The organism is Streptomyces sp. NRRL F-5122, from assembly GCF_001507435.1.
Taxonomy (GTDB): Bacteria; Actinomycetota; Actinomycetes; order Streptomycetales; family Streptomycetaceae; genus Streptomyces; species Streptomyces lannensis.
In genome coordinates, this window is the sequence record NZ_LMWH01000240.1 from 95,507 (window position 1) to 118,345 (window position 22,839).

Consider the following 22,839-nt stretch of genomic DNA (forward strand, 5'->3'; position numbering starts at 1 on the left):
GCTCACCTCGGCGGGACGGGGAGGACCACCCGGAGTGTGCGAACCCTTCCGTTCCTGCGGACCATGAGCCGCGCGAGGTTCGGCGTGCAGGGGGTCCAGGGCCCCGACGAGCCGGCAGTTCGGCCGGCGAGGCGAAAGCGAGGTGGTTGGATGGGGCGGTGAGCGCGATCCGGCAACGCACCCGTGTCGGTGGTGGGCCTCTGGGAGATCCGACCTACCGCATGCTCTGGGCCGCCCAGTTGGGCTCGGCCGTCGGCGGCTGGATGCAGGCGGTGGGAGCACAGTGGATGCTGGTTCACCGCCCGGGCGCCGCCACCTGGGTCTCGCTCGTGGAGGCGGCGAGCCTGCTGCCGGTGATGTTCGTGTCGCTCCCCGCGGGCGTGCTCGCCGACGTCCTGGATAGGCGTCGGCTGCTCATCGGCGTGCAGAGCGCGATGACGGTACTCGCCGCGCTGCTGACGTTGCTCACCGCCACCGGACGGACCACTCCCAGCGTCCTCATCGCCTTCACCTTCCTGCTCGGTTGCGGGCAGGCCGTCGGCAATCCTGCGTGGCAGGCGATCCAGCCCGAGCTGGTACCCAGGGAGCAGATCCCGGCCGCGGCCGCTCTGGGGAGCCTCAGCGTCAACGTGGCGCGCGCGGTCGGCCCGGCCCTCGCGGGCCTGCTGCTCACCTTCACCTCCACCTGGGTGCTGTTCGGCATCAACGCGGTGTCGTTCACCGCCGTGATCCTGGCGCTGCTGCGCTGGCGCCGGAGCTGGGAGGAGCGCGCCGCGCCCGAGGCGGTCGTCGCCGCCCTGCACGCAGGGGGCCGCTATGTGCGCCACGCCCCGGGCGTGCGCCGGATCCTGTGGCGGGCTGCCCTGTTCGTCCTGCCTGCCAGCGTCCTGTGGGCCCTGCTGCCCGTGATCGCCAGCGGGCATCTGCACCAGGGCTCCGGCGGCTACGGCCTGCTGCTCGCCGCATTCGGGGCGGGCGCGGTGGCCGGGGCGCTGGGTATGGGCCGGCTGCGCAAAAAACTGACAGTCAATCAACTTCTTTTGTCCTCGGGCCTGCTCTACGGCGCCGGCGTTCTGGTCACGGCTTACTCCACCAGCCTGCTCGTCGTCACCGCGGTGTCCGTCGTGACGGGATTGGGGTGGCTGGTCACCCTGTCGACGCTCAACACCTCCATGCAGCTGACGCTCCCCGCCTGGGTCCGGGCCCGCGCGCTCGCGGTCTATCTGATCGTCTTCCTCGGCGGTCAGGGCGTCGGCTCGCTGCTCTGGGGGTTCGTCGCGCGGCCGCTGGGCGCCCAAGGGGCACTGGTGCTGGCCGGCTTGCTGCTGGTGGCCGGAGCGGTGAGCATGCCGCTGCTCCCGCTACTGCCCGACACCGGCACGCTCGACCGAACCGTCTCCGCCCACTGGCCGGAGCCTGCCCTGGTCTTCGACACCGTCGGCGACACGGGCCCCGTGCTGGTGGAGGTCGTGTACGAGGTGGACCCCGAGGAACTGTCCGAGTTCCTCCCGGCGGCCCAGCGGCTGTCCCGCTCCCGCCGCCGAACGGGAGCGACCCGCTGGCGGTTGTACCAGGACGCGGCGGACCCGGTGAAGGTGTACGAGGTCTGCGAGGTGCCCAGCTGGGACGAGCACCTGAGGCAGCATCATGAACGGACCACCGGCTTCGACCAGGAGGTCCTGGAGCGGGTGCGGTCCCTGTCGCGCACCGAGCCGCAACTGCGGCACCTGCTCCCGGCCGGGTCGGCGACGGCCGGCGGCTGACCTCGGACCAGGGGCCGGGGCACGGCCGGAGGTCTCGATCAGGGCCGGGGCGCGAGTGGCGCGCCCCAGGCACCGGTCAAGAGGGTTCTATCCCCTCGGGACCATCTCTTCCAGGTTCTGCGTGGCGATCAGGGTGGGGATGGTGACACCCGTCACGTACTGCTCGCCGAGCCCCGGCTGGCCGAACCAGGGCCTGATGGGCCCGGCCTGCACGGTGAACGCCTTGATGCGGTAGAGGTGGTAGTTGTACGCGGGAGCGGCCGGGTCGTACTCGTCAAGGTTGGTCGGCGGGAGCGCGCGCTTCGCGTAGGGCGTGCCCGCGGACGCAAGGAAGTTGCCGGTACCTCTGCCGAAGAGGTCGACCAGCTGCCCCACCCTGAGCGTCCTCGTCGACTGGACCGGACGACCGTTGCGGAGCACGAACCCGTTGTTGTCCGGGTACCACCAACCGAACTGGTTCTGCTGGTTCGTCTGCCAGTAGCAGCCCAGGAACCAGTACTGCGATGTGCTGTCCTCCGGGTGGCAGCCCCGAAGCATCCTTCCGATCGGCCCGGTCCGGCGCAGCTGGCCGGGCCCGAGCCGCCAGTCGTTGTGGTAGTAGTTCTGCAGCCCCGTCGGCGGAGCAATTGTCGTACTGGCCGACCGATGGTCCCTTCTCTTGCGGTGCCGGCCGGCACCGCATACGCGGGCATGACGGTTGACCGCGAAGAGGGCTGCGACAAACGGATCCCTGCCGCGCGGCTGGGGGCAGTCAATGCGCGCCGATCGAAGGTGGGCCGAGATCGCCCCGGCGGGCCCCCTGAACGGCGCAAGGAAAGACCTCGAACAGCCGAGCAGCGAACTCATCGTGGACGCACCGGGATCGGCCCCTGGGTACCGCTGCGCCGCGGACGTCATGGTGAGCCCGCCGCATCGCTGCCCGTACCGGAGCCCCCGCGAAAGCGCGAGGAACCCGACCCTGAGGCCGAGGTCCCTGGTGATACCGGATGCGTGAACGTCTGCCGCCACCGAGCGCGCCGCCTACCCGCGCCTCACCGCGGACGCCGCGGACCACGGCGGCCACAGGACCGCTCGTTCCGTGCTTGCCCGCGTGCCCCGTCGCTCCGGCGCCGTCTCCGGAGCGACGGGAATCAGTGGCCCGCCGTCGGGCGGGCGGCCGCGGTGATCAATGGAGGCTGCCCACGAGTCCCACGTGGAAGGGGTTCAGTTCCTCGGTACGTCCGGCGAGGACCTTCATCAGCCACTCCGGGTCGCCGAGAAGGGCACGTCCGACCGCGACGAGGTCGAACTCCTCGCGCTCCATGCGGTCGAGCAGCTCCACGATGTCGGTGACGCTTGCCTGCTCCCCCTGGAACACCTGGAGGAACTCATTGCTCAGACCCACCGAGCCCACGCTGATGGCGGGCTTCCCCGACACCTTCTTCGCCCAGCCCGCGAGGTTGAGGTCGGAGCCCTCGAACTCGGGGAGGTGGAAGCGCCGCGTGGAGCAGTGGAAGATGTCGGCGCCAGCCTCGGCCAGCAGGCCGAGGATGGTCTCCAGTTCCTGCGGCGTCTCGGCGATCCGGGCCGGGTAGTGGTTCACCTTCCACTGGGAGAACCGGAACGAGATCGGGAACTCCGCCGACACGGCCGAGCGGCAGGCGGCCACGATCTCGGCCGCGAACCGGGTACGGCGGGCGGCATCACCGCCGTAGCCGTCGGTGCGCCGGTTGGTGTGGGCCCACAGGAACTGGTCGACCAGATAACCGTGGCCGCCGTGGATCTCCACACCGTCGAAGCCGAGTGCCTCGGCCGCAGCCGCGGCCGTCGCATAGGCGGCGACCACGTTGTCGATGTCGGCCTGGGTCATCGAGTGGCCCGAGCGCGTGCCGTCCAGGGCGATACCGGAGGGACCGATCGCCGGGGCCCCCGGCACGGGCGGATTGCCGGCGGTGCGGTCCATGCCGACATGCCACAGCTGCGGCATGATCCGACCGCCCTCCCGGTGGACCGCCTCGGCCACCGCGGACCAGCCGGCCAGCGCCTCGTCGCCGTGGAAGTGCGGTACCCGGGCGCTGGTGCCCGCCGAGTCATGACCGATGTAGGTGCCCTCGGTGAGGATCAGGCCGACGCCGCCGGCGGCCCGCCGGGCGTAGTACCGCGCCACGTCCTCGCCCGGCACCCCGCCGGGGGAGAACTCGCGCGTCATCGGAGCCATCACGACACGGTTGGGCAGGGTGAGACCACCCAGGGAGAAGGGACGGACCAGGACGTCCCTGGCACGCTCGACCGGATTCGCGGACATCAGTCTTCGCCTTCGATTGGGAGCCGACCGCACGGCGACGGGGGATGACACCGTACGGTCGGCGGCTTGGATGGGAGGTGGTGCCTGGGTGCGGCCGGGCCGCGCTCAGTCCACGTGCGGAGTGCGGACGGAGTCCTTGTCCGGTGCGCTTCCCGGGGCGGCCGTCGCAGCGGCCGCCGGGTCTGGTTCCGGGGTCGCGCGGATGAACCACGCCGTGCCGAACGCGATCACCGACAGGACGGCCGCGCCGACCACGACACCGTGGAGTCCGCTGCTGACCGCGTCCTCCACGGTGTGGCGCACGCGGGCGGGCATGTCCTTCAGCAGGGCCGGGGTCAGTCCGCCGCCGGCGGTCAGCCGCTTCTCCGTGTCGGTGCCCAGCTGTTCGGCCAGGACGTCCGCCATGCGGCTGCTGTGCACGGCACCGAGGACGGCGACACCGAGAGAGCCGCCGATGGTGCGCACCAGGGTGACGGTGCCGGTGGCGGCGCCCATGTCGCGCGGGGCGGCGCTGTTCATGGTGGTGAGCAGGGTGCTCTGCATCAGGATGCCGACGCCTGCCCCGACGACCAGGGTCAGGGCCGAGGCGGCGACGAGCGGGGTGTCCGCGCCGAGCAGGAGCAGCAGCATCGCACCGGCCACGGTGACGGTGCCGCCGGTGAGCGGGACGATGCGGTCCAGTCCCCCGCGGTCCATGAGCCGTCCGGTGGTGAGCTGGGCGGTGAGCATGCCGAGCATCAGCGGCAGGATCAGCATGCCGCTGACCGTGGGCGAGGCGCCCTGGACGAACTGCATGTACTGCGGAAGGTAGTTGATGACGGAGACGAGCACGGCGCCGACCAGCAGGCTGAGCACCTGTGCGAGGGTGAACTCCCTGCTGGTGAACAACCGGGGCGGTGTGATCGGTTCGGTGGCGCGCAGTTCGACGCGCACGAACCAGGCGAGGCTGAGCACGACCACGACGGCGAGCGCGGCGATCTGCCAGGACGTCCAGGCGTAGGTGGTGCCGGCCCAGCTCGCGAGCAGGGTGAGTGCCAGGATGCCGCTGGTGAGCAGCGCCGCGCCCAGGTAGTCCACCCGCCCCGTGACCCGCTGGGCGGGCAGCCGTACGCCCTTGCCGACGGCCAGCAGCGCGACGATGCCGATGGGCACGTTGACGTAGAACGTCCAGCGCCAGTCCAGGTAGTCGGTGATGAATCCGCCGAGCAGCGGCCCGCCTACGAAGGCGACCGGCAGCATGACCCCCACCATCGACTGGATACGGCCACGCTCCTGCGGCGGTACCAGCACGCCGATCACCGACAGCGCCCCGACCATCAGTCCGCCCGCGCCGAGGCCTTGGACGGCCCGGAAGGCGATGAGCTGGCCCATGCTCTGGGCCAGGCCGCACAGCACCGTGCCGATCAGGAAGAGCACCACGGAGTTGGTGTAGGCGCCCTTGCGGCCGTAGAGGTCACCGAGCTTGCCCCAGATGGGTGTGGAGGCGGCCATGGTGAGCAGATACGCCGTCACCGACCAGGAGAAGTGGTCGAGTCCGCCGAGGTCGCCCACGATCGTGGGGAGCGCGGTGCTGACGATCTGCCCGTCGAGAGTCGCCAGGAAGATGCCGAGCATCAGCCCGAAGACGCCCAGCCGGGGCAGTGCGGGCCGGTCGGCTGCGGAAGTGGGTGTCGCGGGGTCGTTCATGGCTTCCCCCAGGGCAGAAGTGGCGGGACGTCAGACGGCGTACGGGCGAAGGCTCCTGGCCTCGCGCAGGGCGTGCGCCCACCAGGTGAGCTGGTCGAGCATGGCCTTGGCCGCGACCTCGCAGCCGGGATCGGTCGGCCTGCCGTCGGCGCCGAAGATCTCGCCGTAGTTGTGGAAACTGACGGTGTTGCGGATGGTCACCGCGTGCAGTTCCGCGAGGACGACCCGGAGATGCTCGACCGCGCGCAGGCCGCCCGCGAGGCCGCCGTAGGACACAAAACCGACCGGCTTGGCGTGCCACTGCTCGTTGTGCCAGTCGAGGGCGTTCTTCAGCGCCGCCGGGAAGCTGTGGTTGTACTCCGGGGTGACGATCACGAAGGCGTCGGCCTCGGCCAGTCGCGGTGTCACCGCACCGAGTTGGACCACGACCTCCTCGGAGGGGGCCTGGCCGAAGGCAGGGAAGACGGTGGGCAGCGGGGTCTCGACGAGGTCGACCACGTCGGCCGTCATGTCCTCGCGCTCGCCGATGTGCCCGGTGATCCAGTCGGCGACGACCGGGCCGAACCGCCCGTCCCGCGTACTGCCGATGATCACCGCGGTCCGCAGGGGGGTACCGGTCGCGTCGGCCATGGGAAAGCACCTCCAGTTGTGTACGCCGTATCCTCGACGTACAACGTACACATCAACGTGTACGTTGTCTACTACTGATACGCTGTACACAGCACTGTTCGGCGGAAGGAACGCATGCGATGGCCTCCCAGGAGAGACAGGTAGAGACCGAGGACAGGGACCACGTCTCCGTGTGGGAACGCCTCGAACGCCCCACGCCGGCCCCCCGCACCACCCTCACCCCCCAGCGGATCGCCAGAACCGCGGTCGGCATCGCCGACGCCGAGGGCCTCGACGCGGTCACCATGCGGCGGCTCGCCACCGAGCTCGGCGTCGCCCCCATGGCCGCGTACCGCTATGTCACGGGCAAGGACGAACTCCTGGAGCTGATGGTCGACTTCGTCTACGGCGAGCTGGACCTGCCGGACGGCACCGACGGCTGGCGCACGACCATGCGCACCCTCGCCCTGCGCATCAGAGAGGTCCTGCTGCGGCACTCATGGGTGACCCGCGCGACCTGGTGCGCGCCCACCCCGCACCAGTTGGCCGTACCGGAGGCCGCGCTCGCCGCGCTCGACGGCCTCGGACTCGACGCCGACACCGCGATGGCGGTCTACAGCACCGTCACCGCGTATGTGCACGGCGCCGTCGACTCGGAGATCGGGCTGACCCAACTGCTGCGGGTGCGCGGCTGGTCCAGCCGCGAGGAGGCCCGTACGGGACTCGCCTCGCAGATGACCTGGCTCATGAGCACCGGCCGCTTCCCGATGTACGCGCGCTACATCGGGGAGGCAGACCGCAAGGACGATCTGCAGTGGCAGTTCGAGACGGGTCTGGACTGCGTCCTGGACGGCATCGCGACCCGTCTTGCGGTCTGAGACACATCCCGAACAGGTCACTCAGAAAAACAGAAGGCTCGCTACAGAGGAATTACATGTAGCGAGCCTTCACTTGTCCGTGCCGGAATCCCCGAAATAGGTTCGCCGTACTTCGAGGCGGTGGGGGAAATGACCAAAGGATTCACGGACACCACGAAGACAGCACCTGGGACGACCGAACCGAGGGAGTGCGAGGGTGCCGCGTGCGGGCGCGACGGGACGGCGGGCCGGGCCCGCGATCTCGCCGCCGCCGGCAGCCGGCTCTGCCCGAACTGCCGGCTCCGGCTCACCCGTGATCTTCAGCGGCTGCCGCGGCTGCACGACGAGTGCGGCCGGCTGCTCACCGGCACCGACCGGCCGCGCGATCGCACCTCCGGCGGCCCGCTGCCGGGCATGCCCTTCAACACGGCGGCTGCCGACGCACGTTCGGCGATCGTCGGGCTGCTGCGGTCCTGGGCCGCGCTGGTGATCGCGGAACGCCGTGTCGGCGCTCCGCGCGACACCCCGCCCCAGCTCGCCGCACTTCTGCTCGTGCACCTCGACTGGCTCGCCTCGCACCCGGCCGCCGGCGAACTGTCCGACGAGGTCAGCAAGTGTGTGCACCGGGCCCGTCAGGTGATCGATCCCGCTCCCCGGCGCCGTGTCCCGGTCGGCGACTGCGTGGTGCCGGGGTGCCGGGGCGTCCTGCTGGCGGCGGTGCGGCCCGGCTCCGCCGCGGGCACGGTGGAGGTCGGCTGCGACGCCGATCCCGAGCACCGGTGGTCCGGTCAGGAGTGGCTGCGGCGGGGCGGAAGGTCGGAGGAGCGAAGGGAGCCCGCGGTCCGCTGGATGACCGCCCGGGACATCGCCCTGCTGTGGGGCATCGCGCCGGGCAGTGTGTACCGCCGCGCCAGTGAGGACCGGTGGCGTCGGCGCGCCCAGGGCGGCCGGACGTACTACCACGAGCAGGACATCCACGCGTCGCTCGGCGTCCGCACCTGAGCGACGCGGGCCGCAAAACAAACGGAAAAAAAGAAGCTCTGCCAGGGGTGATTCACCTGGCAGGGCTTTTCTTTGTTGCCCAAGGAATTCAACTTGACAGGGGTTTGACACAAGCTTGTTGTCGAACTGTCATATCTGCATTGACATCGGCCGTGATTCCGAAGAAGCTCTTCATTAGCTTCCGCAGCACTGTGCCGATTCATCCGGCACACATCGGCCACGGACGAATATCACGACCCGTCAGAGGCGGCGCACCGAAGTCCCTTCCGGTGCGCCGCCTCGTCGTATCCCCATTCCGACGCCCCGGAGGACACATCCATGGACGCTTCCGTCATCGTCGCCGGCGCAGGTCCCACCGGACTCATGCTCGCCGGGGAACTGCGGCTCGCGGGAGTCGATGTCATCGTGCTGGACCGGCTCCGGGAGCGCACCGGCGAGTCCCGCGGGCTGGGTTTCACCACCCGCACGATGGAGGTCTTCGACCAGCGCGGACTCCTGCACCGCCTCGGCGACATGGGTACCAGCAACGCCGGGCACTTCGGAGGCCTGCCGGTCGACTTCGGCGTCCTCGACAGCATCCACCAGGCCGCCAAGACCGTCCCCCAGTCGGACACCGAGACGATGCTCGAGGAGTGGGCCCGCGAGCTCGGCGCCGACATCCGGCGCGACCGTGATCTGATCGCGCTGCACGACCACGGCGACCACATCGAGGTCGTGGTGCGCGGTCCCGGGGGCGAGGAGGGCCGGCTGGCCGCCCACTACCTCGTCGGGTGCGACGGCGGCCGCAGCACCGTGCGCAAGGCCGCCGGCTTCGACTTCCCGGGCACCGCCGCGACCATGGAGATGTATCTGGCGGACATCAAGGGCGTGGACCTCGCACCGCGGCTGATCGGTGAGACGTACTCCGGCGGCATGGTCATGAGCGGCCCGCTCGGCGACCGCGGCGTCACCCGCATCATCGTCTGCGAGCACGGCACCCCGCCCCGACGCCGCACCGAGCCGCCCTCGTACGCGGAGGTGGCGGCGGCCTGGCAGCGAATCACCGGCATCGACATCTCACACGCCGAGCACGAGTGGGTCAGTGCGTTCGGCGACGCGACCCGGCTCGCCACCGAGTACCGGCGGGGCCGGGTGCTGCTCGCCGGGGACGCCGCGCACATCCATCTGCCGGCCGGCGGCCAGGGCATGAACACCGGCATCCAGGACGCCGTGAACCTCGGCTGGAAGCTGGCCTCGGTGGTCCTCGGCACCGCACCCGAGGCCCTGCTGGACACCTACCACGGTGAGCGGCACCCGGTCGGCGAGCGGCTGATGATGAACACCAAGGCCCAGGGCCTGCTCTTCCTCACCGGAGACGAGATCCAGCCGCTGCGCGACGTGCTGAAGGAGCTCATCCACTACGAGGAGGTCAGCCGCCACCTCGCCGGGATGGTGAGCGGCCTGGAGATCCGCTACGACGTCGGCCCGGGCCGGCATCCCCTGCTGGGACTGCGCATGCCGCACCTGGAGCTGGTGGGCGATCGGCGCAAGACCAGCAGCACCGAACTGCTGCGCGCGGGACGGGGCATGCTCCTCGACCTGGAGGACAACGCCGTCCTGCGCGACCGCGCGGCCGGATGGTCGCACCGCGTCGACCTCGTCACCGCCGAGCCCCACGGCGTGCCGGCCGGCAGCCCGCTCGCGGACACCTCGGCGGTACTGGTGCGGCCCGACGGGCACGTGGCCTGGGCGGCGCCCGGCAGCCATCACGACCTGCCCATGGCACTGGAGCGCTGGTTCGGTCCGTCCCGGATCCAGCAGTCCTGACAAGGAGAGACACATGCACAGCACCCTGATCGTGGCCCGGATGGAACCCCACACCGCAGACGAAGTGGCGGGGCTTTTCGGCGAGTTCGACGGCACGGAGATGCCGCATCTGATGGGCACCCGGCGTCGGCAGCTCTTCAGGTACCGCGGCCTCTACTTCCATCTGCAGGACTTCGAGACCGAGGACGGCGGCGAGCGGATCGAGGCCGCGAAGACGGACCCCCGGTTCATCGGCATCAGCGAGGACCTCAAGCCGTTCATCACCGCCTACGACCCCGCAACCTGGCGCTCCCCCGCCGACGCGATGGCCCAGCGCTTCTACCACTGGAGCGCACGGTGAGCGGCCCGCACGCCAGGCGGGTCGTGATCACCGGGATCGGGGTCACCGCACCCGGCGGGGTGGGCGTCAAGAACTTCTGGAGCCTGCTGTCCGACGGCCGTACCGCCACCCGGCGCATCAGCTTCTTCGATGCCTCCCCGTTCCGCTCGCAGATCGCCGCCGAGGTTGACTTCGACGCCGAACTGCTGGGCCTGGGCGCCCAGGAGATACGCCGGATGGACCGGGCCGCGCAGTTCGCGGTGGTCACCGCGCGGGAGGCGGTCGAGGACAGCGGCCTGGATCTCCACTCCCTCGATCCGCACCGCACCGGCGTGACCATCGGCAGCGCCGTCGGCGCGACGATGGGGCTCGACCAGGAGTACCGCACCGTCAGCGACAGCGGCCGGCTCGACCTCGTCGACCACGAGTACGCGGTCCCCCACCTCTACAACTACCTCGTACCCAGCTCCTTCGCCGCCGAGGTGGCCTGGGCGGTGGGCGCCGAGGGACCGACCACCGTGGTGTCCACCGGCTGCACCTCCGGTCTGGACGCCGTGGGCTACGCCACCGAACTGATCCGGGAGGGATCGGCCGACGTCATGGTGGCCGGGGCGGCGGACGCACCGATCTCGCCCATCACCGTGGCCTGCTTCGACGCGATCAAGGCGACCACCCCGCGCAACGACGACCCGGAGCACGCCTCGCGCCCCTTCGACGGGACCCGCAACGGCTTTGTGCTGGGTGAGGGCTCAGCCGTGTTCGTGCTGGAGGAACTGAGCAGCGCACGCAGGCGCGGCGCCCATGTGTACGCGGAGGTCGCCGGGTACGCCACGCGCAGCAACGCCTTCCATATGACGGGCCTGCGCCCGGACGGACGCGAGATGGCGGAGGCCATCAGGATCGCCCTGGACGAGGCCCGCCTCGGACCCGAGGCCGTCGACTACGTCAACGCGCACGGCTCGGGTACCAAACAGAACGACCGGCACGAGACCGCCGCGTTCAAGCGCAGCCTCGGCGAGCACGCCTACGGCGTGCCCGTCAGCTCCATCAAGTCGATGGTCGGCCACTCGCTCGGCGCCATCGGTTCGATCGAGATCGCGGCCAGCGCGCTGGCGATGGAGCACGGCGTCGTGCCCCCCACCGCCAACCTGCACACGGCGGACCCCGAATGCGACCTCGACTATGTGCCGCTCACCGCCCGGGACTGGCGAACGGACGTGGTGCTCTCGGTGGGCAGTGGCTTCGGCGGGTTCCAGAGCGCCATGGTGCTCGCCCGTCCCGATCGGAGGGACGCATGAGCGAGTCAGGTGTCCGGGTCGTCGTCACCGGGCTGGGCGTGGTCGCGCCCAACGGCCTGGGCGCGGAGGCCTACTGGGCCGCGACCCGCAAGGGGACCAGCGGCATCGGACGGATCTCGCGCTTCGTGCCCGACCGTTACCCGGCCCGACTGGCGGGGGAGATCGACGGGTTCACCGCGGAGGAGCATCTGCCCGGCCGACTCCTGCCGCAGACCGACCGGATGACCCAACTGGCCCTGGTGGCCGCCGACTGGGCGTTCCGGGACGCCGCCGTGCGCCCCTCGGAGCTGCCCGAGTTCGAGATGGGTGTGATCACGGCGAGCTCCTCGGGCGGCTTCGAGTTCGGCCAGCGAGAGCTTCAGGCTCTGTGGAGCAAGGGCGGCCGGTACGTCAGTGCGTACCAGTCCTTCGCCTGGTTCTACGCGGTCAACAGCGGCCAGATCTCCATCCGCAACGGCATGCGCGGCCCGAGCGGCGTGGTGGTCAGCGACCAGGCGGGCGGGCTCGACGCCGTCGCCCAGGCACGGCGGCAGATCCGCAAGGGCACCCGGTTGGTGATGTCGGGCGCCGTCGACGCCTCGATCTGCCCGTGGGGCTGGGTCGCGCAGATGGCGAGCAACCGGCTGAGCACCACCCACGACCCGGAGCGCGCCTACCTTCCCTTCGACGGATCCGCGCACGGACATGTGCCGGGCGAGGGCGGCGCCCTGCTCGTCCTGGAGGAGTTGGAGCAGGCGCGGGCCCGGAGCGCCGATCAGATCTACGGCGAGATCGCCGGGTACGGCGCCACGCTCGACCCCCGTCCCGGCAGCGGGCGTCCGCCCGGCCTGCGCAAGGCGGTGGAGCTGGCGCTCGCCGACGCCGGGACACTGCCCCGTGACATCGACGTGGTGTTCGCCGACGGGGCGGCGATCTTGGAGCTTGACCGGATCGAGGCCGAGGCGATCAACGGGGTGTTCGGCGAGCGGACGGTGCCGGTCACGGTGCCCAAGACGATGACCGGGCGGCTCTACTCGGGAGCCGCGCCCCTGGATCTGGCGGCGGCGTTCCTCGCCATGCGGGACGGCGTGATCCCGCCGTCCATCGGCATCACCCCCTCACCCGGCCACGCCCTCGACCTGGTCGTCGGCCACGAACGGACCGCCCCGGTGCGGTCCGCCCTGGTGATCGCCCGGGGCCACGGCGGATTCAACTCCGCGACCGTGGTGCGAGCCGTGGAGTAGGCGCTCCACGGGCCGTGCCGCCCCGAGTCCTGCGGACGGTCACCGGCCGGTCACGCCGTTGCCGCGCCCTCACGGGGCGGAGCATCGCACCGGCCTGCGCGGGCCCCGGCCCGCAGGCTCACGACGGCATGCGCAGGGCCGGGCGTGACCGCCTCCCCACAACAGCGACGAAAGGACAGCAACCATGCCCGCCCACGAGTTCACCCTCGACGACCTCAAGCGGATCCTGCGCGAGGGAGCCGGCGCGGACGAAGGTGTCGACCTCGACGGCGACATCACCGACACCGACTTCGAGTCGCTGGGCTACGAGTCCCTGGCCATGCTGGAGACCGGCAGCCGGATCGAGCGCGAGTTCCGCGTCACCCTGGACGACGACACGCTGACCGAGGCCAGGACACCGCGTGCGCTCATCGAGGCCGTCAACGCTCTGCTGGTGCCCGCCGAGGTCGGCTGAGCCCGGCCCGGACGGCGCCCGCCGGTTCCCGCCGGCCACCGTCGATGCCTCCGGCGGGAACCGGCGGCGCGCTTCCCCCCTCCCCTCACTCCCCTCCCCCCGCTGCCGCCGTGCGCCCGTCGGGCCCGGCGGCAGCGGCCTGTCAGCCGCCCACCGACACATCCAGGAGACATGACAGCCATACCCAGAGCCCCTGGGCCCATCGATCTTACGAATGACCGATCAAGCCCGAGAAGAAGGTAGGACAGACATGACGCAGCAGAGCCCGAAGGTCGCCGTTGTCACGGGTGCGACCAGCGGTATCGGCCTGGAGGTGACCAGGCTGCTGGCCGGCCGGGGCCACCGGGTGTTCCTGTGCGCCCGCACCGAGGACGGCGTGACCCGGACGGTCAAGGAGCTGCTCGACGAGGGGCTGGAGGTCGACGGCGCCCCGTGCGACGTCCGCTCCCGGGACGACGTGGGGCGGTTCGTGCGACAGGCGGTCGACCGCTTCGGCACGATCGACGTGCTGGTCAACAACGCCGGCCGGTCGGGCGGCGGAATCACCGCCGACATCACCGACGACCTCTGGTACGACGTCATCGACACGAACCTCAACAGCGTCTTCCTGATGACACGCGAAGTGCTCACCACGGGCGGCATGCGCGGGAAGGACCGCGGCCGGATCATCAACATCGCCTCCACCGCGGGCAAGCAGGGTGTGGTGCTCGGCGCCCCCTACTCGGCGTCCAAGCACGGTGTCGTCGGCTTCACCAAGGCGCTCGGCAACGAGCTGGCGCCCACCGGCATCACCGTCAACGCGGTCTGCCCGGGCTACGTCGAGACCCCGATGGCGCAGCGCGTGCGCCAGGGCTACGCGGCCGCCTACGACACCACAGAGGACGCGATCCTCGAGAAGTTCCAGGCGAAGATCCCACTCGGCCGCTACTCGACCCCCGAGGAGGTCGCGGGCCTGGTCGGCTATCTGGCCTCCGACAGCGCCGCCTCCATCACCTCCCAGGCGCTGAACGTCTGCGGCGGCCTGGGCAACTTCTGAGACCTCGCCCAGCACTTTCGACGACACGAGGAGAGCACGTCATGACGACCCGTCAGGTCGAACACGACATCATCGTCGAGGCCCCGGCAGCCGCCGTCTACCGGCTGATCGCCGAGGTGGAGAACTGGCCCCGGATCTTCCCGCCCACCCTCTACGTCGACCACGTGGAGCGGGGAGCCGGTGAGGAGCGCATCCGGATCTGGGCCACCGCCAACGGTGAGGCGAAGACCTGGTCCTCGCTGCGCACCCTGGACCCGGCGAACCTGCGGATCACCTTCCGCCAGGAGGTCTCCACCCCGCCTGTGGCCGCCATGGGCGGCACCTGGATCATCGAACCGCTCTCCGGCGGCTCCGCCCGGATCCGGCTGCTGCACGACTACCGGGCCGTGGACGACGATCCGGCGGGCCTGAAGTGGATCGACGAGGCCGTGGACCGCAACTCCCGTGCAGAGCTGGCCGCCCTGAAGACCAACGTCGAACTGGCCCACGCCGCCGAGGAGATCACGTTCTCCTTCGAGGACACCGTGCAGATCGCCGGTTCGGCCAAGGACGCCTACGACTTCGTCAACGAGGCCGGGCTGTGGGTGGAGCGGTTGCCGCACGTGGCCTCCGTACGCTTCTCGGAGGACACCCCGGGGCTGCAGACCCTGGAGATGGACACCCGCGCCAAGGACGGCTCGACACACACGACGAAGTCGTACCGGGTGGCCTTCCCCCACCACACCATCGTGTACAAGCAGGTCACGCTGCCCGCGCTGATGACGCTGCACACCGGCCGCTGGACGTTCACGGAGAACGACGGCGGTGTCGCCGCCACCTCGCAGCACACCGTGGTCCTGAACACGGAGAACATCGCGCGCGTCCTCGGCCCCGAGGCGACCGTCGCCGACGCCCGGGAGTACGTCCGGGGTGCGCTGAGCACCAACAGCCGCGCCACGCTGGGCCACGCCAGGGACTACGCCGAGGACAAGCGCTGACCATGGCCGGACCGGACACCGATGTGATCGTGGTCGGCGCCGGACCCGTCGGTCTGATGCTCGCCGGGGAGCTGCGCACCGGCGGTGCTCGGGTGACCGTGCTGGAACGGCTCACGGAGCCCACCACCGAGTCGCGGGCGTCGATCCTGCACGCCCGCACCATGGAACTCCTCGACGAGCGCGGCCTGCTGGAGCGGTTCGGCCCGTTGCCCGACGCCGGTCCCGGCCACTTCGCTGGCATGCGCCTCAACCTGCGCGAGGCCGGCGACAGCCCGTACGCCGGACAGTGGAAGGCCCCGCAGACCCGGATCGAGGCCGTCCTGGCCGCATGGGCCGCGGAGCTCGGCGTCGAGGTACGGCGCGGTCACACGGTGACCGGCCTCGTCGAGGAACCCGATCGGGTCCGTGTCCTCGCCGGCGGACCGGACGCGGAGCGCCTGCGCCTCGACGCCGCGTACGTCGTCGGCTGCGACGGCGAGGAGAGCGCCGTGCGCCGGCTGGGCGGCTTCGACTTCCCGGGAGCGGGGGCGACCAAGGAACTGCTTCGCGCCGACCTCACGGGCGTCGACCTGCGCGAGCGGCGCTTCGAGCGGCACCCGGAGGGGGTGGCCAACGCCCGCCGCGGACCGGACGGCATCACCCGCATCATGATGCACGCCTTCGGCCGGGCCCCGGGCAGGACCCGGACTCCCGCCTTCGCGGAGATCTGCGCCGTATGGGCCCGTGTCACCGGAGAGGACATCAGCGCCGCCCGGCCGGTCTGGGTCAACGCCTTCCACAACGCCAGGCGGCAGGCGGCCTGTTACCGCAAGGGACGGGTGTTCCTGGCCGGGGACGCCGCGCACGTCCAGCTGCCGGTCGGTGGCCAGGCGCTCAACCTCGGTCTGCAGGACGCGATGGACCTCGGCGGGAAACTCGCCGCGTACCTGGCCGGCCGGTCGGGCGCCGACCTGCTCGACACCTATCACGCGGTCCGCCACCCGGCGGGCGCGCGCACGCTCACCCACATCGAGGCGCAGGCCCAACTGCTGTTCGGCGGACCCGAGACGGACGCCCTGCGCGCGGTGTTCCGGGAGCTGCTGGACATCCCCGCCGCCCGGCGCGCACTCGCCGCGACGATCAGCGGGCTCGACGGCGGCGGCCCCGTCGCGGCGCGGCCGCACGCCCCGGCCGCACCGCCCCCGTCCGACGCCGCCGAACCGACTCGTCAGCACACCACGACCAGGAGGATCACCATGGGCAAGCTCACCGGGAAGACCGCGCTCGTCACCGGCTCCAGCAGGGGTATCGGGCGGGCCACGGCCCTCCGCCTGGCCCGCGAAGGGGCGCTCGTCGCGGTGCACTGCTCCAGCAACCGGGAGGCCGCCCGGGACACCGTCGCCGCGATCGAGAAGGACGGCGGCAGGGCCTTCCCGGTGCCGGCCGAACTCGGGGTGCCGGGCGACGTGCACGAGCTCTTCCTGGCCCTGGAGCGGGAGTTGAAGGAGCGCACCGGCACCACCACGCTGGACATCCTGGTGAACAACGCCGGGGTCATGGGCGGGGTGAACCCCGAGGACCTGACACCCGAGAAGTTCGACCGGCTCTTCGCCGTCAACGCGAAGGCGCCCTACTTCCTCGTGCAGCGTGCGCTCGACAACCTTCCCGACGGCGGACGGATCATCAACATCTCCTCGGGACTGACCCGGGTCGCCAATCCGCAGGAGGTGGCGTACGCGATGACCAAGGGCGCCATCGACCAGCTCACCCTGCACTTCGCCAAGCACCTCGGCCCGCGCGGCATCACCGTGAACAGCGTGGGTCCCGGCATCACCGACAACGGCACACCGGTCTTCGACGACCCGCAGGCGGTGGCCGCCATGGCGGGCTACTCGGTGTTCAACCGGGTCGGCGAGGCCCGGGACATCGCCGACGTGGTGGCCTTCCTCGCGAGTGACGACTCCCGCTGGATCACCGGCTCGTACCTGGACGCCAGCGGCGGCACCCTGCTCGGCGGCTGAACCGGCGGCAGGCCGAGCACATGACGACGCTCTCCTCCCGCCCCGCGTCAGGGTTCGGTGCCGGACGGCGGGCCCTGCTGTTCGTCCTCGCCGGGAACATGCTCATCGACGCCCTCGAGGTCTCCGTCGTCCTGGTCGCGCTGCCGGCCGTGGAGCGGGACCTCGGTTGGCCGGCGGCCGCCGGCCAGTGGGTGATGAGCGGGTTCGCCGCCGGGTTCGCGGCGCTGCTGCTCCTCGGTCCGCGCCTGGTGTCCCGCTGGGGCCGGCGGCGCGTGTACCTCGCCGCACTTCCGGTGTTCATCGCCGCCTCGGTGGCCGGCGGGCTGACCGACCAGGGGGCCGTACTGGTCGCCACCCGGGTGGTGAAGGGCATGTGTGCCGCGCTCACCGCCCCCACCGGGCTCGTCATCATCGGCACCGCGTTCCGGCCGGGACCCGAACAGCGCCGTGCGGTGTCGGTGTACTCGCTGTTCGGCGCCGCCGGGTTCACGGCGGGGCTGCTGTCCTCGGGGGCGCTCACCGAGCTGAGCTGGCGCTGGAACCCGGTGTTCCCGGCGCCGGTCGCCCTGATTCTGCTGGTGGCCGGCTTCCGTCTCATCCCCCGCGACACCACGCCCGCGCCCGCCGTACCGCTCCGGGTGACCCTGGCACGGCTCGTACGCGACGCCCCGTTCGTGCGGTCGGCGGTGTGCGCGGCAACGCTCAACGGCACATATCTGGGCCTGCTGCTGCTTCTCACCCACTGGCTGCACGACCGGTGGGGGTGGAGCTCCTGGCGTACGGCGGTCGCCTTCCTGCCCGCCTGTATGCCACTGGCGGTGGCCCTGCCGCTCAGCGGTCGGATGGTGGCGCGCTTCGGCACCGAACGACTGATCGCGGCCGGCGGCTGCGCGGCGCTTGCTGGCTGTGCGACCGCGCTCCTGACGGGACCGCCGTCGGCGTACGCCTCCGGGGTGCTGCCCGTACTGCTGTGCGTGGAGGCCGCCTTCGTGCTGTCCTTCGCGGCCCTCAATCTACAGGCCACGTCCGGGATCGCGGCCGAACACCGCGGCGCCGCAGTGCCGGTCTACCAGACGGCCGTGCAGCTCGGCCCCGTCGTAGCCCTGCCGGCCGTGGCCACCACCGCGGCCATCGGATACCGCGCCGCGCTGCTGGTCCTCACCGCGCTGTCCGCTGCGGGAGCCCTGATCGCAAGCACGTCCCGCCGCCGCGGCGGCCCCGGAGCAGTCGTCTGACACCACCGCACCCGGCCCTCACACCCACCTACGCGGACGAACGCGAACGGAGATCAACGATGCGTGTCCTGTTCACCATCTTTCCGGCGACGGCACACCTGTATCCGGTCGTGCCGCTGGCCTGGGCGCTGCAAAGCGCCGGGCACGAGGTCGTCGTGGCGAGCCACGCGGGCGTGGTGGACCCAGGAGTGATCGACAACATCGCCGCTGCGGGCCTCACGGCCGTACCGCTGGGCACGCCGGAGGAACTTCCGGCCGCGCTCGGACCGCACACCGGCGACGCCAAGCCCGACCGGCCCTCGCTCGGCTTCGACGCCCATGAGGAGGAGGACACGGGTTCCTGGCGCACGGCGCGCTCCATCCTCACGGGCATGTTCCGGCTGCACTACCCGGAGCCCGAGGAGGCGGGTGCCCGAAGGCCGGTGCTGGACAACCTGGTCGACTTCGCCCGCGTGTGGCGCCCGGACCTGGTGCTGTGGGACCCACTGATGTTCCCCGCGCCCATCGCCGCGCGGGTCAGCGGTGCCGCGCACGCCCGCCTGGTCTGGGGCATGGACAACATCGCGGTGATCCATGAGCGCACGAAGAGGGAACTGGCCGACCCCGCAGCGGAGTTGACCGAGCACCCATGGCTGAGCTGGCTCGGCCCGATGCTGGAGCGGCACGGGCTGGAGTTCGGTGACGAGATGCTGCTGGGGCAGTGGACCCTCGATCTGACCCAGTCCCGGATGCGCGCGCCGCTCGATCTCACGCACGTCCCGGTGCGCCGGGTCCCGTACACCGGGGCGGCCGTGCTGCCCGACTGGCTGCACACACCTCCGCAGCGTCCCCGCGTGGTGCTGTCCCTGGGCGTCAGCCGGCGCAAGATCTTCGGCAAGTACAGCGGTTTCCCGATGCGGGAGTTCTTCGACTCGGTGTCCGCCCTGGACATCGAGGTCGTCGCCACGCTCAACAGCCGCCAGCTCGACGCGGTCGGCACGCTCCCCGGCAATGTGCGCGCCGTCGAGTACGTCCCGCTCAACCAGGTCCTGCCCACCAGCTCCGCGATCATCCACCACGGTGGCGGCGGCACCTTCGCCTCCGCTGTCGCCTTCCGGGTGCCCCAGCTGGTGATGCCGCTGGTCATGTGGGACGAGATGGTCACAGGCCGCTATGTGGCCGACATGGGCGCAGGTCTGGTCGCCGACCCCGACGCGCTGGAGGTCGCGGGGCTGCACAAGCAACTCGTACGGCTCCTTGAAGAGCCGTCGTTCCAGCTGGGCGCCCGCGGACTGCACGACGAGATGCTCGCCGCGCCCTCGCCGAAGGACGTCGTTCCGCTGCTGGAGCGACTGACCGCCGAGCGCCGCTGACCGCCCCGAGAGGACTGCCCGTCAGATGCGCGTACTGGTGATCTCCACCCCTGTACCGACCCACTTCCTCCCCCTGGTGCCACTGCTCTGGGCGCTGCGTGCCGCCGGACACGAGGTGACCGTCCTCGGGCAGCCCGATGTGCTCGGTGCCGTCCGGGCCGGCGGGCTCACCGGCATCCGGATCGGCGAGTCGTTCGATGTGAACGCGATGCTGCTGAAGGGACTGCCCGAGGACCGGCGGCCACTGCAGGAGAGGCCCCGGCCCGCCCCCGAACTGATCGGCGGATACGGCAGGTTGTGGGGGGCCCATGCCACCTCGCTGCTCGACCGCTACGCCGACGTGGCCGAGGAGTACCGCCCGGAGCTGATCCTCGCCGACCCGCTGGAGTACTGCTCGCTGATCATCGGAGCGCGGCTGGGGGTGCCTGTGGTCCACCACCGCTGGACGGTGGACGCCATCTCCGGCCCCGCCCGGCGCTTCGTCCACCCCGACCTGCAGGAGCTGTGCGACAGACTCGGCCTGCCCGGGCTGCCCGACCCGGCCGTGCTGCTCGACCCGTGCCCGCCGTCACTGCGGATACCGGACGGCGAGCCGGGAGTGCCGGTCCGGTTCGTGCCGTACAGCGGGGGCGGCGAGGTGCCGGCCTGGGTGCGCGCGGACCGCGGCCCCGGGGCCGGGCGGCGCCGGGTCGCCGTGTCGCTGGGCAACACCCTTGCCCTGCACGGCGAGCGCTTCACCCGCGATCTGCTGCACACTCTCGCCGCGCGACCCGGCACCGAGATCGTGGTGACACTGCCCGAGCCGTACCGCACCGCGATCGGACCGCTGCCCGACGGCGTGACGGCGGTCGATCCGCTGCCCCTGCACCTCTTCCTCGGCACCTGTGACGCCATGGTGCACCACGGCGGTGCCGGTACGGCGATGACCGCGACGGCGTTCGGGCTGCCGCAGCTGGCGCTGCCCCAGCTGGCGGACCACTTCCCGCTGGGCGACCGGCTCGTCGCGACCGGGGCGGGGCGCTCCTTCGACACGGCGGCCCAGCAGGACGATCCGCGGATCGTCGGCGAGGCCCTGGACGATCTGCTGTCCGACCCCCGGTACGCCGCATCGGCGCGGGGCCTGGCCGCGGAGATGGCCGCGATGCCGCCCCCGTCCGCCGTGGCCGCCGACCTGGCGGACCTGGCCCGTGCAGCCGGACGACCGAGAGAGGCGAGCACACAGTGCACATCGAGGAACTGAACATCCCCGGGGCCTACTTGATAACGCCCGCCCAGATCCCGGACGAGCGCGGGACGTTCTACGAGGCGATGCGCAGTGACGCGCTGGAGGACGCCACCGGCGTCTCCTTCGGTCCGCGGCAGATCAACTACTCCGTGTCGAAGCGCCATACGCTGCGCGGGATCCACAGCGTGCGCATTCCGCCGGGGCAGGCAAAGTACGTCACCTGTGTACGCGGCTCGCTGCGCGACATCGTCGTGGACCTGAGGATCGGCTCCCCGACCTTCGGCGAGCACCGGGTCAATGTGCTGGACGCGGACTCCGGAAGGTCCGTCTACGTGCCCGAGGGCGTCGGCCACGGCTTCCTCGCACTCAGCGACGACGCCTGCATCTGCTACGTCGTCTCCACCACGTACGTGCCAGGCACGCAGATCGACGTCAATCCTCTGGACCCGGATCTCGATCTGCCCTGGGACTGCCCGCAGCCCCCTCTCATCTCGGACAAGGACGCCAAGGCGCCCACCGTGGCCGAGGCCGTACGGGCAGGCATGCTGCCCCGATTCGACAAGGCAGGCACCTCGTGAAGATGCTGTTCGTCGCCGCGGGCAGCCTGGCGACCGTGTTCGCCCTCGCCCCGCTGGCCACCGCCGCCCGCAACGCGGGCCACCAGGTCGTCATGGCCGCGAACGACGACATGGTCCCGTACATCACCGCCTCGGGCCTGCCGGGGGTCGCGACCACCGATCTGCCGATCCGGCACTTCATCACCACGGACCGGACCGGCAACCCCGAGTCGATCCCCTCCGACCCGCTGGAGCAGGCGCTGTTCACCGGGCGCTGGTTCGCGCGCATGGCCGCTTCGAGCCTGCCGCGGATGCGCGAGTTCGGCCTGGCCTGGCGACCCGACGTGATCGTCGGCGGCACGATGAGCTATGTCGCCCCGCTGCTGGCACTGCATCTGGGAGTGCCGCATGTACGGCAGGCCTGGGACGCCATCGAGGCCGACGGCATCCATCCCGGCGCCGACGCCGAACTCCAGCCGGAACTGCGTGAGTTCGGACTCGACCGACTGCCGGACCCTGACCTGTTCGTCGACATCTGCCCGCCCAGCCTGCGCCCGGCGGGTACGGCCGGGGCACAGGCGATGCGCTACGTCCCGGCGAACGCCCAACGGCGCCTGGAACCGTGGATGTTCGAGCGGGGCGAGCACCGCAGGATCCTCGTGACCTCGGGGAGCCGGGTCGCCAGGGAGAGCTACGACAAGAACTTCGACTTCCTGCGCGGCCTCGCGAAGGACGTCGCGTCCTGGGACGTCGAGCTGATCGTCGCCGCACCCGACCAGGTCGCCGACGCCGTGCGCGAGGATCTGCCCGGCGTCCGGGCCGGCTGGGTGCCCCTCGATCTCGTCGCGCCCACCTGCGATCTGCTCGTCCACCACGCCGGCGGGGTCAGCACCCTGACCGGGCTGAACGCCGGGGTGCCCCAACTGCTCATCCCCAAGGGGGCCGTGCTCGAGAAGCCGGCCCGGCGCGTCGCCGACTTCGGGGCCGCGATCACGCTGCTGCCCGGCGAGGACTCGGCCGACGCCGTCGCGGACTCCTGTCAGGAGCTGCTGTCCAAGGGCGGATACGGCGAGCGGGCCCGTGAACTGTCCCGCGAGATCGCCGACATGCCCTCACCCGCGAGCGTGGTCGCCGCGCTCGGCCGACTGGCGTGAAC

Annotated in this window: 20 protein-coding genes; 16 read left to right on the plus strand and 4 right to left on the minus strand. The window is 71.2% G+C overall.

Features of this window, described 5'->3' with window-relative positions; genetic code table 11:
- Window positions 1-158: 158 nt before the first annotated feature.
- Entirely contained in the window at window positions 159-1,763 is a 1,605-nt protein-coding gene (locus ADL25_RS26370; protein ID WP_059130307.1) for an MFS transporter, read from the plus strand.
- Between the two features lie 87 nt (window positions 1,764-1,850).
- Here the strand turns inward: ADL25_RS26370 and ADL25_RS50745 are convergent, their stop codons facing one another.
- The 4 genes from ADL25_RS50745 to ADL25_RS26390 form a co-directional block, all read right to left on the minus strand.
- A complete protein-coding gene (locus ADL25_RS50745) occupies window positions 1,851-2,300 on the minus strand; it encodes a TNT domain-containing protein (protein ID WP_234381049.1) in 450 nt (149 codons plus the stop codon).
- A 628-nt stretch (window positions 2,301-2,928) separates the two neighbouring features.
- Window positions 2,929-4,047 carry an NADH:flavin oxidoreductase gene (locus ADL25_RS26380; protein ID WP_059130308.1) on the minus strand — a complete coding sequence of 373 codons (1,119 nt, stop codon included), beginning with the start codon at window positions 4,045-4,047 and terminating at the stop codon, window positions 2,929-2,931.
- A 105-nt stretch (window positions 4,048-4,152) separates the two neighbouring features.
- Entirely contained in the window at window positions 4,153-5,733 is a 1,581-nt protein-coding gene (locus ADL25_RS26385) for an MDR family MFS transporter (protein ID WP_063805752.1), read from the minus strand.
- Between the two features lie 30 nt (window positions 5,734-5,763).
- Window positions 5,764-6,363: an NADPH-dependent FMN reductase gene (locus tag ADL25_RS26390; protein WP_059130309.1), complete on the minus strand. Its 600-nt coding sequence runs from the start codon at window positions 6,361-6,363 to the stop codon at window positions 5,764-5,766.
- A 119-nt stretch (window positions 6,364-6,482) separates the two neighbouring features.
- Here ADL25_RS26390 and ADL25_RS26395 point away from each other — a divergent pair, with 119 nt between their 5' ends.
- The 15 genes from ADL25_RS26395 (at window position 6,483) to ADL25_RS26465 (ending at window position 22,837) form a co-directional block, all read left to right on the plus strand.
- Window positions 6,483-7,220, plus strand: coding sequence for a TetR/AcrR family transcriptional regulator (locus ADL25_RS26395; protein ID WP_059130310.1), 738 nt, complete (start codon window positions 6,483-6,485; stop codon window positions 7,218-7,220).
- A 129-nt stretch (window positions 7,221-7,349) separates the two neighbouring features.
- On the plus strand, window positions 7,350-8,201 hold the full coding sequence (locus ADL25_RS26400; protein WP_059130311.1) for a hypothetical protein: 852 nt from the start codon (window positions 7,350-7,352) through the stop codon (window positions 8,199-8,201).
- A 318-nt stretch (window positions 8,202-8,519) separates the two neighbouring features.
- The gene (locus tag ADL25_RS26405) at window positions 8,520-10,007 is read left to right on the plus strand and encodes an FAD-dependent monooxygenase (RefSeq protein WP_059130312.1); all 1,488 of its coding nucleotides are present in this window, start codon (window positions 8,520-8,522) and stop codon (window positions 10,005-10,007) included.
- A 13-nt stretch (window positions 10,008-10,020) separates the two neighbouring features.
- The gene (locus ADL25_RS26410) at window positions 10,021-10,347 is read left to right on the plus strand and encodes a TcmI family type II polyketide cyclase (RefSeq protein WP_059130313.1); all 327 of its coding nucleotides are present in this window, start codon (window positions 10,021-10,023) and stop codon (window positions 10,345-10,347) included.
- Window positions 10,344-11,624, plus strand: coding sequence for a beta-ketoacyl-[acyl-carrier-protein] synthase family protein (locus tag ADL25_RS26415; protein ID WP_059130314.1), 1,281 nt, complete (start codon window positions 10,344-10,346; stop codon window positions 11,622-11,624). The genes ADL25_RS26410 and ADL25_RS26415 overlap by 4 nt, the downstream gene beginning before the upstream one ends.
- Window positions 11,621-12,847 carry a ketosynthase chain-length factor gene (locus ADL25_RS26420; RefSeq protein WP_059130315.1) on the plus strand — a complete coding sequence of 409 codons (1,227 nt, stop codon included), beginning with the start codon at window positions 11,621-11,623 and terminating at the stop codon, window positions 12,845-12,847. Before ADL25_RS26415 ends, ADL25_RS26420 begins: the two co-directional genes overlap by 4 nt.
- Window positions 12,848-13,031: 184 nt before the next feature.
- A complete protein-coding gene (locus ADL25_RS26425; RefSeq protein ID WP_059130316.1) occupies window positions 13,032-13,301 on the plus strand; it encodes an acyl carrier protein in 270 nt (89 codons plus the stop codon).
- A gap of 250 nt (window positions 13,302-13,551) precedes the next feature.
- Window positions 13,552-14,337: a 3-oxoacyl-ACP reductase FabG gene (gene fabG / locus ADL25_RS26430; RefSeq protein ID WP_059130317.1), complete on the plus strand. Its 786-nt coding sequence runs from the start codon at window positions 13,552-13,554 to the stop codon at window positions 14,335-14,337.
- A 41-nt stretch (window positions 14,338-14,378) separates the two neighbouring features.
- The gene (locus ADL25_RS26435) at window positions 14,379-15,314 is read left to right on the plus strand and encodes an aromatase/cyclase (RefSeq protein ID WP_059130318.1); all 936 of its coding nucleotides are present in this window, start codon (window positions 14,379-14,381) and stop codon (window positions 15,312-15,314) included.
- 2 nt (window positions 15,315-15,316) lie between these two features.
- Window positions 15,317-17,314, plus strand: a complete 1,998-nt coding sequence (locus ADL25_RS26440) for an SDR family oxidoreductase (protein WP_059130319.1) — start codon at window positions 15,317-15,319, stop codon at window positions 17,312-17,314.
- A gap of 20 nt (window positions 17,315-17,334) precedes the next feature.
- Entirely contained in the window at window positions 17,335-18,549 is a 1,215-nt protein-coding gene (locus ADL25_RS26445; RefSeq protein WP_059130320.1) for an MFS transporter, read from the plus strand.
- A gap of 59 nt (window positions 18,550-18,608) precedes the next feature.
- Window positions 18,609-19,901 carry an activator-dependent family glycosyltransferase gene (locus tag ADL25_RS26450; RefSeq protein WP_059130321.1) on the plus strand — a complete coding sequence of 431 codons (1,293 nt, stop codon included), beginning with the start codon at window positions 18,609-18,611 and terminating at the stop codon, window positions 19,899-19,901.
- Between the two features lie 25 nt (window positions 19,902-19,926).
- Entirely contained in the window at window positions 19,927-21,141 is a 1,215-nt protein-coding gene (locus ADL25_RS26455; protein WP_059130322.1) for a nucleotide disphospho-sugar-binding domain-containing protein, read from the plus strand.
- Window positions 21,123-21,704 (plus strand): dTDP-4-dehydrorhamnose 3,5-epimerase family protein, encoded by a 582-nt coding sequence (locus tag ADL25_RS26460; RefSeq protein ID WP_059130323.1) that lies wholly within the window; start codon window positions 21,123-21,125, stop codon window positions 21,702-21,704. The genes ADL25_RS26455 and ADL25_RS26460 overlap by 19 nt, the downstream gene beginning before the upstream one ends.
- A 2-nt stretch (window positions 21,705-21,706) precedes the next feature.
- On the plus strand, window positions 21,707-22,837 hold the full coding sequence (locus tag ADL25_RS26465; protein ID WP_059130324.1) for a nucleotide disphospho-sugar-binding domain-containing protein: 1,131 nt from the start codon (window positions 21,707-21,709) through the stop codon (window positions 22,835-22,837).
- The last annotated feature ends 2 nt before the right edge of the window (window positions 22,838-22,839 follow it).